Below are 12451 nucleotides of genomic sequence, written 5' to 3'. Positions count from 1 at the left end.
ACCAAAATTAAGGAAATCTTGAGGACAAAAAAAATATATGTTGTAAGGCATGGGCAAACTGACTATAACCTCAAAGGAGTAGTACAAGGAAGTGGCATTGATGCACCTATTAATGCCACGGGGGAAAAGCAGGCAGCGGCCTTTTATGAGAATTTCAAGGATATTCCTTTTGATCACATTTATTATTCAGGACTAATCAGAACCCGACAATCGATAGCGAAATTTTTGAATCCTCAAATTCCCGAAGAGAAATTGGTGGATTTAAATGAGATCTCTTGGGGAAACTATGAAGGATTGCCTATGGATCATCAGGAAAATAAATATTATCTTGACATGTTGGAAAGATGGTCCTCTGGAGAATTAGGTCACAAAATAGATGGGGGTGAATCTCCAGTAGAAGTAGCAAAGCGTCTAAAACGTGCTTTCGATCATATTCTTGAGACAGGAGGTGAAAACATTCTCGTATGCATGCATGGCAGGGCCATCAGGATACTTATGACCGTTGTATTGGGGTATGATTTAAGGTATATGGATGCGTTTAGACATGAAAACCTATGCTGTTATGTCCTGGAAGAGAAAAGTGACGGGAAGGTCTACTTGGACACCTATCACCCCTCTCCATCGATTAGCAAGGATGCTATAGATTAAACTTTATTAGAGGGTTTTTTACTTTTGAAGTTTGTTCTAGAGAATCTGATAGCAATGATTTGAAATTTTGCTGACTTGCATCCAGATCAATAATTCTAAATGCAACCTGTTCAAGAGGCAATTCCTTACTGTTGGAGACTTTTACAATGGCTTTCCCCATTTCACAAACTGTCCAATCTGCAAATGGGACAGTAACCAATAAGGCGGTTTCGGAATTTCCTAAATAGAGTTTGGTGTCGAAAGTGTTTGAGAAATTTACCTCCATGATACTTGGATTGGCTTGATGATAGGCAAGCTCGTCCTTGTCAAAAATAATCAAAAAGGTTTTGTCAGATCTCTCTTTTGCAACAGAAAGAAATGTAAGGATACATGCAGTAAAAACCAATAATACCTTTTTCATAGAATCGTAATATATACAATAATTATATACGAATCAATAATGAAATTGGATTAAGTAAAAAAAAATCCGGAAATTTAATTTCCGGATTTTTTTAAGTTTTATGCTTTGCTGCTTCTTTTTCTCTTCGGTGTTGGTTCTTCAACGATTTCGTCTTCAACACCAGCGAGGATTCTGCCACAATGTTCACATACTATAATTTTTTTCCTTTCTCTTATCTCAGCTTGTCTCTGAGGAGGAACTATATTGAAGCAACCTCCACAGGCACCTCGCTTAACCAAAACAACTGCCAAACCATTTTTAGCATTGGTTCTGATTTTGTCGTAAGATTTGATCAACCTGGCATCTACCTTTTTAGCAGCTTTTTCCATGTCATTTTTAAGCTTCTTCTCTTCGTTTTCACTTTCAGAGACGATGGTATCAAGTTCACCTTTCTTTTGGTCCAGATCTTTTTGTCTGTCCTTTAAGATTTCATTAAGAGCTTCGATATCCTTTTGCTTGCTTTCAATTCTTACCTGAGTTTCGGTAATTTTCTTTTTAGAAACCTGAATTTCAAGATCCTGCAATTCCAATTCCTTGGTGATTGCGTCATACTCCCTGTTGTTCCTAACATTCATTTGCTGATCCTGGTATTTTTTGATCAGCTTTTCGGAATCTTTTATGGCATCTTTGTACTTTTTGATTTCATCCTCCATGGAGGATATATCAGCATTAAATTTGCTTAGTCGGGTTTCGTATCCTATTATCTCATCTTCCAAATCCTGGACTTCCTCAGGAAGTGCTCCCCTCACCTTAAATATTGCGTCAAGACGAGAATCGATATTTTGTAAGTTGAGAATTGCTTCTAATTTTTGTGCGACTGGACTTTCCATGTACTATAGGTAACTTATAGGATTTGTAATTACATTTGTCAAATAGGTTGCAATATTACTAAATTTTCGTGACAATATGTCTTTTAATAGTTCTTTTGTGTAAATTTCACTCTCATAGTGCCCTATGTCGGTCAATAGGATATCCTTTTCAGCATCAAAGAACTCGTGATACTTGATGTCAGCGGTTACAAAAACATCCGCTCCAGCATTTTTGGCATGACTCAGAAGAAAAATACCCGCCCCTCCGCAGATTGCAATTTTGCTTACTTTTTTATCCGAAATGGCCGTATGTTTTATTACTTTTAGCCCCATCGATGATTTCAGATGGAGTAGGAAATCATTTCCCGACAGTGGTTCAGGCAATGTACCTACCATGCCTGAGCCTACCTCTTGATTTTTGTTTTCTAATATTTGCAAGTAATAGGCGACTTCCTCGTAAGGGTGTGCCGTTTTTAAAGTATTGATGATTTTATTTTCCAGGTGACTAGGGAATATTAACTCCACACGTGTTTCTTCTATGGAGGACAGCTCTCCCTTTTTCCCAAGTGTTGGCGTAGCTTCTTCCTTCGGTAAAAAGCTTCCTATTCCCTGAGACTTAAAACTGCAATTGGAATAATTGCCTATGTTTCCAGCTCCCGCAGCATACAATTCCTCCAATACCTCCTCTACGTTTCCTTTGGGAATGAAGGTGGTAAGCTTAGAAATAATACCCTTTTTTGGCGCAAGAATTTGAGGATTTAATAAGCCTATTTTTTCGGCGATCTTATGGTTGACACCTTGGCTAACAGCATCCAGGTTAGTGTGTATGGCATAGATGGCAATATCGTTTTTGATAGCGGCTATTACCGTACGTTCTACATAGTCTTTGCCTGTTAAACGTTTGAGGCCTCTGAAAACAATGGGATGGTGCGCAACAATAAGGTTGCATTTTTTTTCTATGGCTTCTTGTACAACTTCTTCCGTTACATCTAGCGAACAAATGATCCCATTTACTTCAGCCAAGGGGTTGCCTACAATTAATCCTGCATTGTCATAACTTTCCTGATAGGCCGTTGGCGCTATGTTTTCCAGATAAGATATGATATCCTTAATCAAATAAACCATATATTTGCTTTCGTTTTACTCCCAAAACTACAAAAAAAACACCAATGCGTTTTGTTGATTTTTTACTGTTTCCATTTGCCCTTATCTACGACGGGATCACTTCATTGAGAAACAGGATGTTTGATGCAGGACTTAAAAGAAGTCAACCTTTTGAGGTGCCAACGATTGTTGTGGGAAATTTAGCGATAGGAGGGACTGGGAAAACTCCTTTTGTAGAGTTTTTGATCAACCACCTTTCATCAACATTCCGTTTGGCTGTATTAAGTAGGGGCTATGGAAGAAAGACCAACGGCTACAGATTGGCTCAGGGAGAAAGTTCTCCTGGTGAAATCGGTGATGAACCTTTCCAGATCTATTCAAAGTTTAAAGCTAAAGTGACTGTGGCAGTTGGGGAGGAAAGGATTCTTGCCATACCCATGATATTGGCAGAACAACCAGGAGTGGAGGCCATTATACTTGACGATGCCTTCCAGCACAGGTATCTTTTGGCCGACCTTAATGTTTTATTGACAACCTACAAAAGTCCATTCTTTAATGATTATCTTCTTCCGGTGGGTAGGTTGAGGGAAGGAAGAAAAAATGTGAACAGGGCAGATATGATAGTGGTTACCAAATGTCCGGATGATTTGGAGCAGGAAAAAAAAGACAAGTTCAAAGCGCAGATTTCAGCCTACCTCCATACAGAGAAACCAATCTATTTTGCGGGGCTTAAATATGGACTTCCTTACCCGTTAAATCCGAAATTTCCCAACCCTGGTGATAAATTTATTTTGGTTACTGGTATAGTAGATCCAGAACCAATACGTTTAAGATTAGAAGGCATGCACAAAGTAGTGCTGGAAACCATCGCTTTTCCTGACCATCACTATTACACCTCAAAAGATATGGGGAGAATTAGCGATATTTACAAAAAGTATTCGGCTAAAAATGTGTGCATTTTGACGACAGAGAAAGATGCTGTAAAATTGAAGGATAATAAATTGTTGGAATTGATGAAAAATATTCCGGTTTTTGTGTTGCCTGTGGAGATAGATATGGAGCAAAAAGAAGAAGAACAGCTTTTAAAAAGTATTAAAAGCATGATTATTAACAAAAATGCGGATAGTGAGATTTAATCTGAGAATTTTCTTCGTGCTGTTAGCAATAACGATTGCATTTATTGCCCCGTCTTTGGCGCAGCAGCAAAGGCCTAACGCCCCTCCTTCGGATGAGGAGAAAGGAAATAATGCCATGCAAAAAGGCTTGTTAGACGATTCTACCAAGATGGTTTATGGGCCTAGAACCTCGCTTTATTACTACGAAAACTTCATAAGGAACAATAGGTTCAAACAATTGGAATTGGACACTTCTCTTACAGGTTTCCATAATTATGAGGCAGTGGCCAATACCTGGTACAAATACCAGGATCTTGGTAATCTAGGAACCGCAGCGAGGCCTGTTTTTTATGAAGTCCCCGTTCAAATTGGGAGAACTTCGGGTTTTCATTCCTATGACATTTACCACAATACCCCGGACAGTATCCAGTATTACAATACAAAGTCTCCTTACACGAAAATTGAGGCGTTTTTTGGTGGAGGAAATCGGAATAAATTGGATATTGGCTTTGCCAGAAACATCACTCCAAATTGGAATGTAGGAATAGGCTACCATACCATTAGGGCCACAAAAACCCTCAATCCAACGACAAGAGATGACCATAATGTGGTGAATGATTCTTATGAGATACATTCCAATTACAAGTCTGAAAATGGCAAGTATTTTTTGCTGGGAACCATTACCAGAATGAAGCACAATGTGAATGAACAAGGAGGGATTATACCCCCAGATGTGGACACCACTTCCTTGTATTTCACTTATGAAGACGCAAAGGTATGGTTGAGTAACTCCAAAGCCGTTGATTTAAGACAGAATTATCACCTTTATCAGGAGTATGAAATATTAAAGGGATGGCAAGCTTATCATGTCTTTGATAAAAAGAAACAGGCTGTCACCTTCTTTTCTGACTTGGGTACTTCGGATGCTGATTTCTTCAATGAAAACCGATTTAATTCTGACAATGAAGAAAGTAATTACAGTAAAGAGGATACAACCAATAATCACAATCATTTTTCAGAATGGAAGAATGAAGTAGGGTTTAAAGGGGATTTTGGGCCTGTTTATTACAATGCATTTGTAAAATTAAGGACTGGAAGAATGGCTAGCCGTTTTTTCACGTCCAACAATTCCTTTACTGAGTTATCTCTCGGTGGTGCCCTTCGTGGAGAAATTAATGAAAATTGGATTTTCGAAGCGGAAGGGGAATACCTTATCCCAGATGGTTATCGAATAAAAGGGTTGTTTATTTCCCCATTTTTGGATGTAAGTTATACCAAAGCGCTTTACAAGCCGAACATGATGCAGCAACAATATAGTGGCAATCATTATAAGTGGAGCAATGATTTTTCAAGTATAGGAGTGGACCAAATTAAAGGTACGATCAAAGGTGATTTTAAGAATTATAAAATTAGGCCTAATTTGACGATCAACAGAATTAACAATTACATCTTCTACAATGAAGAAATGATGCCGGAACAGATTTCATCTGAAGCTTTTATGGTAATTCCAGGCCTAGAATCTCATTTGGTTTTTGCAGGCAAATTTCACTGGCAATCTGAGGCCTATTATACTCTGATAACTGGAGGGGCTGCTGATAAATTTCGTATCCCTGAAATTTTTGTAAACACGAGGTTTTTCTTTGATGGGCCTTTGTTTGACGATCATGTGTATGTGCAAATTGGTATAGAAGGAAGGTATCGAAGCGACAATTATGCGCCAGCATACATGCCCGCTACCCAGCAATTTTACCTGCAAAATGATTTCAATGTTTATGCTTATCCCGTTGCTGATGCATTTCTTAATTTCCGGATCAATAGGACAAGGGTATTGTTTAGGTACAACCATCTGAATTCTGGACAGATGGCCAATGACGGCTATTTTATTACGCCAGATTATACCGGTTTAAAAGGCATGTTGGATGTTGGAATTAGTTGGTACTTTTTTGATTAAAGAGTAAAATGAGCTGGCAGGAATCGACAAAAAATAAAATGTTGCGGTTGGAATTACCTACCGACCCAAGGTGGGTGGACATCGCCAGTATAAGTTTGGAAGCTATATTAGTGGATCATGCTTATTGCGAACAGAAGGCAGCTTCCTCATGCATTTCCCTAATTATTAAATACCCAGAATTTGACGATATGGTAGCTGTGCTTACCCCGGTGGTAGCAGAAGAATGGCAGCATTTCGATGCCGTGATGCAACAAATCAGAAAGCGTGGGTATAAGTTTGGCTTTCCCAGAAAGGACAATTATGTCATCCAACTTCAGTCTTTTGTGAAAAAAGGAGGAAGCCGGAAGGACCAGCTTTCAGAGTTATTATTAATGAATGCCCTCATTGAGGCCAGGTCTTGTGAACGGTTCAAATTGTTGTGGAAAAACCTTAAAGACAAAGAATTGTGCAATTTTTACCATGAACTCATGATTTCTGAAGCGGGTCATTATGTGAATTTTATTCAATTGGCTAAAAAATACCAGGATCCTGAAAAGGTGGAATTGCGCTGGCAAGAATGGTTGACGCATGAGAGGGAGGTATTGAAAGACTTGGAGATCAGAGGAGATAGAATGCATTAAAATCAAATACATAAAGGTACTGGCCATTTTTATGGAATTCTGAAAGTACTTTATCGGCAATCATGATTGGGTATGGAATTTAGCGATCAAGCAATACCTCAGTCACTTTTGTTTAGGGTTTTATTGACTTGCTTCAGTTCCTGAAGATTCCCCTTGTGTTAAAAACAATTAAAAACCTTTGATTCCTTTTTATGAAGGGTAATTTTCATTAATATTAACGGTAAAGACAGGAATAAAATTAATTATTGGCCACTTACGGACAATCTATGAATCTGCTCGAAAATATAAGAGAAGCCTTTAGGTCAGTGAAATCAAACCTTCTCAGAACCATTCTTACCGGTTTGATTATTGCAATTGGCATAACTTCCCTTGTAGGAATGCTAACCGCCATTGATGCCATGAAGGCTCAAATTGAAGAAAGCCTTTCAGGCTTTGGTGCCAATAACTTTGATGTTAGGAGTAAAGGTTTTTCCGGAGGAAGGGCTACTTCTTCTGGAATCGCACCCAAAAACTACCCAAACATTACCTTTAGAGAAGCCTCCGAATTTAAGGAAAAATACAATCAGAGAGGAGTGTCCACAATTACTACATTCGTCTCAGGTTCTGCAGAGATTAAAAAAGCCTCCAAAAAAACCAATCCCAATAGCCGTATTATCGGAGGAGATGAGAATTATTTTTTAATAAAGGGAGTATCAATAGAGAAAGGAAGAAGCTTTAGTAATGTAGAGATTGAATATGGAAACAATGTATGTGTTATAGGTACTGAAATCCAAAAGACTCTTTTTGAGGATAGGGAAGATCCCTTGAACCAGTACATTTCATTCTATGGAAAGCGGTACACCATCGTTGGTATTATGGAGAAACAAGGTGGAGTAGGAGGTGATTCTGGTGCTGACCGGGCCATCATCATTCCGATCTTGAATGCGCGAAACCTTGATAATCGAGGTAGTTTTAGGTATACCATTACCATCGCCGGACAAGACCCTTTACAGTTACAATACGAAATGGGTCAGGCAACAGGCATTATGCGTGCTGTTCGTGAAGATGATGTACGCATGGAGGATTCTTTTGAGGTAGTAAAATCCCAGACACTGGGAGAAAGCCTTGAAGAAATTGCCGGGTATCTGAGGATTGGGGGTTTTGGGATAGGTTTTATTACCCTTTTAGGAGCCTCTATCGGGTTAATGAATATTATGTTGGTGTCCGTAACAGAAAGAACCAGAGAAATTGGTATCAGAAAAGCAATGGGCGCTACCCCACTTCGTATTCGACAACAATTCCTAATAGAAGCCATTGTGATTTGCGTTATGGGAGGAATTCTAGGCGTAATTATGGGGATTGGTATAGGTAATATTGTAGGCAATACAGTGGGGCCGGGAGGATTTTTGATTCCATGGGTTTGGATTATTTTTTCGTTTGTAGTCTGTATTTTAGTGGGGCTATTTTCTGGCCTTTTGCCCGCTTACAAAGCCAGTAAGCTCGATCCTATAGAGTCACTTCGGTACGAATAAATGCTATTAAAATGAGTAACAATACATTTGATGCCATTGTTATTGGCTCAGGGATTAGTGGAGGATGGGCCGCTAAGGAATTGTGCGAGAAAGGTCTAAAAACTCTCGTGCTGGAAAGAGGCAGAAATGTAACGCACAAGAAGGATTACCCTACCATGCATACGCCCCCCTGGGAATTCCCCTTACGTGGGCAAATGTCTCTTGAGGTAAAGAAAGAAAACCCTATTGTTTCGAAGTGTTATGCATTTAAAGATGATGCAGATCATTTTTTTGTAAAGGACAAGGAGCATCCTTATGTTCAGGACAAGCCTTTTGATTGGATTAGAGGCTATCAGGTTGGTGGCAAATCCTTGCTTTGGGCCAGGCAGGTGCAGCGATGGAGTAAATATGATTTTGAGGGCCCTGTCAGAGATGGGTTTGCAGTAGATTGGCCCATACGCTATGAAGACATTGCGCCCTGGTACAGTTATGTAGAACGATTCATTGGCGTCAGTGGAAACAAAGATGGTTTGGAAACCTTGCCTGACGGGGAGTTTTTACCTGCCTGGGAAATGAACAAAGTGGAAAAATCCATTCAGCAGAAAGTAAATGCAGCCTATCGGGATAGAAATTTTGTGATTGGCAGATGTGCCCACCTTACCCAGCCTGCAGCGCATCACATGGCGCAGGGAAGAGGGAAGTGTATGGCAAGAAGCATGTGTCAGAGAGGTTGTCCGTTTGGTGCTTACTTTAGTTCAAATTCGGCAACTTTACCCGCCGCCGAAGCAACGGGAAACCTTACCATCCGACCGCATTCAGTGGTTCATTCACTTATTTACGATGATGCGAAAGGCAAGGTTACAGGTGTACAAGTGGTGGATGCAGAAACCATGGAGACCACTGAATTTTATGCCAAGGTGATATTTGTTAATGCTTCCACCTTAAACTCAAACCTCATTTTACTTAACTCAAAATCCAAACGATTCCCTGATGGTTTGGGCAATGACAATGGATTGCTGGGAACCCATATTGCATTTCACAATTACAGAGGTTCATTGTCTGCTAAAATGGATGGCTTTCTTGAGGATTACTATTATGGACGGCGGCCAACTGCCATCATGATGCCTAATTTTAGAAATGTGAAAAAGCAGGAAATGGATTTTCTAAGGGGGTACATGACTTTTTATTCTGCGGGTAGAGGAGGCTGGGGCAATTCTAGAAATGTTGATTTTGGTCCAGAATTTAAGGAAGCCAATTCGGAAGTAGGGGATTGGGGAGTCTATATGATGATGCAGGGAGAAACCATTCCCAAACTCGAAAACAAGGTTTACCTCGATGATGAATTAACAGATAAATGGGGAATGCCGCAATTAAGAGTGGATGTAGGCTATGACGAAAACGATGAAAAGTCCCTTAGGGATTTTTTGGACCAAGGGGCAGAAATGCTAGAAAAGGCAGGTTGTAAGGACATCAAACAAAAAGATAGTGGACAAGCCCCAGGCTTGGATATTCATGAAATGGGAGGAGTAAGAATGGGCAAAGACCCGAAAACCTCTCTTTTAGGTAGATACCACCAAATGCATGCTTGCCCAAATGTGTATGTCACGGACGGATCCTCTATGACCTCAACAGGCACTCAAAATCCCAGTCTTACCTATATGGCCTTTACAGCGAGAGCGGTAGATCATGCTGTAAAGGCATTGAAAAGGAAGGAAATTTAGATTGGTTGGTTTTTAGATCCTACAATCAATTCGAATGCTGTTTATTTTTAATAGTTTGTAGGGAAATAGATAAGCGAAAATTTAAATTAAAATATTTAACTTACGACTTAATTTTCTTTATAAACTGCCTGATCTATAAAAAAATATGAAAAGACTACTGCTAATAAGCCTGTACATAGCCTTTGGCGCGGGTATCATAAGTTGCAAACCGGAAGAAGCAAAAGAAAAAACCCGGCCGAATATCATCTTTATTATGAGTGATGACCATGCTTATCAAGCCATAAGCGCTTATGGTCATGGGCTTAACGAGACTCCTAACATTGATCGAATCGCCAATGAAGGCGCAATATTTCAACGGGCCACGGTGACCAATTCTATTTGTGCCCCAAGTCGGGCTGTAATGCTAACTGGTAAACACAGCTTTATCAATGGCAAGGTGGATAATTATCAACCTTTCGATTGGGATCAGGATAACTTCCCTAAATTGCTTCAAGCCAATGGTTATCAGACAGCTATGATTGGTAAAATTCATCTGGATGGATTGCCGCAAGGCTTTGACTTTTCTATGGTGCTACCAGGTCAGGGACATTATTACAACCCTGATTTCCTAATCAATGGAGAAAAGAAGCAGATTGAAGGATATTGTACAGATATTATCACAGATGCGGCATTGAACTGGTTGAAGAATGACAGAAAGGAAGACGAGCCTTTTCTTTTACTTTATCACCAAAAAGCCCCGCATAGAAACTGGAAGCCTGCGCAGGAGTATTTGACTTTATATGATGACGTAACGTTTGACCCTCCAGCTAACTTCTTCGATGATTATGAAGGCAGAGGAACTGCTGCGAAGACGCAAGAAATGGAAATTGAAGGCCATGCCCGTTGGGGACATGATTTTAAATTTCAAATAGACCCTACCAATGGAGATACCACTTGGTTGGTAAATCAGTTGAAGCGAATGAACCCTGAACAATTGGAGGATTGGCTGGCTGCTTATGAACCTAAAAATAAGGCCATGCTGGACGCCAATCTAAGTGGTAAGGAATTGGCATTATGGAAATACAATCGCTATATCAAAGACTACCTGAGAACGATCAAATCTGTAGATGATGGTGTAGGGGAGTTGTTGGATTACCTTAAAGAGACTGGGCTAGATGAAAATACCATTGTCGTATATACCTCTGATCAAGGATTTTATTTGGGTGAACACGGTTGGTTTGACAAACGCTTTATGTATGAGGAATCCTTCAGAACGCCGTTATTGATGAAGTATCCAAAAGAAATTAAAGCAGGAAGCAGTTTTGACCAATTGGTTCAGAACCTTGATTTCGCACCAACCTTTTTGGATTATGCAGGAATAGCCATTCCTGAGGAAATGCAAGGTGAATCGTTTAAGGATTTGGTAGCAGGCAAGACGGATGAGTGGAGAGATGCTGTGTACTATACCTATTATGAGTATCCGGCTGAGCATCAAGTTAAGCGGCATTATGGAGTGTCCACCAAACGTTATAAACTCATTCATTTTTACTATGATATAGATGAGTGGGAATTGTATGACTTGGAAAAAGATCCTTCGGAAATGAAAAGTGTCTATGATGATCCAGCCTATGCTGAGGTCCAAAAAATGATGCATGAAAAGTTGGAAGAGACAAGGAAAAAATATGGTGACAGTGATGAACTGAACCAACATTACCTTGATGCCTATTTGGAACATAGGGCAAATAGATAATTGAATTCAAATTTAAAAAAGGCATGAGGATATATTCTTCATGCCTTTTTTTGTGTCAAAAAATGTCAAAAAATAATATTAAAGATTAGAAATACTTGTCACCTAATTTGGGATTGTATCCCAACCTAGCATAAAGCAGCATACTGTCTTTTTTTTAGGAATTGGTAATTGAAAATAACCCTGCCCTATTTCCATAAATAAAGTTCTGAATTATAACACCGAACGAAAGGCCTATTTTACTTTCTCATATTTGAAGCATTAATTGTTAATGCATCAAATATGAGAAAGTTTAAAATTATTCTTGTCGGCATTTTTATAGCCATTCTTTTCCTCCCAGATCTGCTGATTTCCCAGTCTAATTTCGAGGTTGGAAAGGAAAGCCATGCTTCAGGTGTATTTAACCCGAAATATGCAATAGACAATCTATTACGTGCTGAAATCGCTTCAAAATCAGCCACTTCGTTGCTGTTTTCAATTCTACCTGACGGTAGACAGGTTCACCATAGCGGTGCTATGCTAAAATCTCCAAACAGCCTGATTTTCTTGCGATTGCAACACTTCCCGTAAACACGGGACAGGCTATCACGAATTCTATTACATAATCCGGGTTTAATGTCAAAAATGGTACACCTGTTTTTTTCCATAAGACAAGTTTCTCCAAACTCCTACACTAGTCGACTGACTTGGCTTTGAATGGTTTTGCTACCATCTATTCATTTCTTTATCAACCTGAGGAATAGCTTATATAAGCCTTGAAATGAAGTTTTTAGTGGTATATTTTTTTGATTGACCATTCATTAGTATTTTTTTTTTATAAAAATTTAA

General features: G+C 39.3%; 11 protein-coding genes. 8 read left to right on the top strand and 3 right to left on the bottom strand.

All coding sequences use genetic code 11. The annotated features are described in order from the left end of the window. Window positions 1–18 precede the first annotated feature (18 nt). Complete coding sequence (locus tag AC0L7T_RS20445; protein ID WP_473338001.1) at window positions 19–648, top strand: histidine phosphatase family protein; 630 nt, start codon at window positions 19–21, stop codon at window positions 646–648. Here AC0L7T_RS20445 and AC0L7T_RS20440 read toward each other — a convergent pair. From AC0L7T_RS20440 to AC0L7T_RS20430, 3 genes are all read right to left on the bottom strand, one after another. Continuing rightward, window positions 638–1048, bottom strand: coding sequence for a hypothetical protein (locus AC0L7T_RS20440; protein WP_473338000.1), 411 nt, complete (start codon window positions 1046–1048; stop codon window positions 638–640). The two genes, AC0L7T_RS20445 and AC0L7T_RS20440, sit on opposite strands and share 11 nt — an antisense overlap. Window positions 1049–1146: 98 nt before the next feature. Next, a complete protein-coding gene (locus AC0L7T_RS20435) occupies window positions 1147–1917 on the bottom strand; it encodes a zinc ribbon domain-containing protein (RefSeq protein ID WP_473337998.1) in 771 nt (256 codons plus the stop codon). A gap of 3 nt (window positions 1918–1920) precedes the next feature. Continuing rightward, a complete protein-coding gene (locus tag AC0L7T_RS20430) occupies window positions 1921–3021 on the bottom strand; it encodes a Nif3-like dinuclear metal center hexameric protein (RefSeq protein ID WP_473337996.1) in 1101 nt (366 codons plus the stop codon). 44 nt (window positions 3022–3065) lie between these two features. Here AC0L7T_RS20430 and lpxK point away from each other — a divergent pair, with 44 nt between their 5' ends. From lpxK to AC0L7T_RS20395, 7 genes are all read left to right on the top strand, one after another. Further along, window positions 3066–4136, top strand: coding sequence for a tetraacyldisaccharide 4'-kinase (lpxK, locus tag AC0L7T_RS20425; RefSeq protein ID WP_473337994.1), 1071 nt, complete (start codon window positions 3066–3068; stop codon window positions 4134–4136). Next, complete coding sequence (locus AC0L7T_RS20420; RefSeq protein ID WP_473337992.1) at window positions 4117–6066, top strand: putative porin; 1950 nt, start codon at window positions 4117–4119, stop codon at window positions 6064–6066. Before lpxK ends, AC0L7T_RS20420 begins: the two co-directional genes overlap by 20 nt. 8 nt (window positions 6067–6074) lie before the next feature. Further along, window positions 6075–6686 (top strand): MiaE family protein, encoded by a 612-nt coding sequence (locus AC0L7T_RS20415; RefSeq protein WP_473337990.1) that lies wholly within the window; start codon window positions 6075–6077, stop codon window positions 6684–6686. Window positions 6687–6952: 266 nt separating this feature from the next. Then, window positions 6953–8197, top strand: a complete 1245-nt coding sequence (locus tag AC0L7T_RS20410; protein ID WP_473337989.1) for an ABC transporter permease — start codon at window positions 6953–6955, stop codon at window positions 8195–8197. A gap of 11 nt (window positions 8198–8208) precedes the next feature. Further along, window positions 8209–9897: a GMC oxidoreductase gene (locus tag AC0L7T_RS20405; protein ID WP_473337987.1), complete on the top strand. Its 1689-nt coding sequence runs from the start codon at window positions 8209–8211 to the stop codon at window positions 9895–9897. A gap of 145 nt (window positions 9898–10042) precedes the next feature. Continuing rightward, complete coding sequence (locus tag AC0L7T_RS20400; RefSeq protein ID WP_473337986.1) at window positions 10043–11626, top strand: sulfatase family protein; 1584 nt, start codon at window positions 10043–10045, stop codon at window positions 11624–11626. Between the two features lie 279 nt (window positions 11627–11905). Then, window positions 11906–12193, top strand: coding sequence for a hypothetical protein (locus tag AC0L7T_RS20395; protein ID WP_473337984.1), 288 nt, complete (start codon window positions 11906–11908; stop codon window positions 12191–12193). Window positions 12194–12451: the final 258 nt, after the last annotated feature.

This window comes from Cyclobacterium sp. 10D3-21 (genome assembly GCF_055809755.1).
Note: the sequence above shows the minus strand (reverse complement) of the source record. Positions and strands in the feature narration are given on the sequence as shown.

Excerpts from the sequence above, each read along its gene's own strand:
- AC0L7T_RS20415 (WP_473337990.1), top strand. The coding sequence starts at position 6,075 with ATGAGCTGGCAGGAATCGACAAAAAATAAAATGTTGCGGTTGGAATTA.
- AC0L7T_RS20395 (WP_473337984.1), top strand. The coding sequence starts at position 11,906 with ATGAGAAAGTTTAAAATTATTCTTGTCGGCATTTTTATAGCCATTCTT.
- AC0L7T_RS20400 (WP_473337986.1), top strand. The coding sequence starts at position 10,043 with ATGAAAAGACTACTGCTAATAAGCCTGTACATAGCCTTTGGCGCGGGT.
- AC0L7T_RS20440 (WP_473338000.1), bottom strand. The coding sequence starts at position 1,048 with ATGAAAAAGGTATTATTGGTTTTTACTGCATGTATCCTTACATTTCTT.
- AC0L7T_RS20435 (WP_473337998.1), bottom strand. The coding sequence starts at position 1,917 with ATGGAAAGTCCAGTCGCACAAAAATTAGAAGCAATTCTCAACTTACAA.
- AC0L7T_RS20410 (WP_473337989.1), top strand. The coding sequence starts at position 6,953 with ATGAATCTGCTCGAAAATATAAGAGAAGCCTTTAGGTCAGTGAAATCA.
- AC0L7T_RS20420 (WP_473337992.1), top strand. The coding sequence starts at position 4,117 with ATGCGGATAGTGAGATTTAATCTGAGAATTTTCTTCGTGCTGTTAGCA.
- AC0L7T_RS20430 (WP_473337996.1), bottom strand. The coding sequence starts at position 3,021 with ATGGTTTATTTGATTAAGGATATCATATCTTATCTGGAAAACATAGCG.
- AC0L7T_RS20405 (WP_473337987.1), top strand. The coding sequence starts at position 8,209 with ATGAGTAACAATACATTTGATGCCATTGTTATTGGCTCAGGGATTAGT.
- lpxK (WP_473337994.1), top strand. The coding sequence starts at position 3,066 with ATGCGTTTTGTTGATTTTTTACTGTTTCCATTTGCCCTTATCTACGAC.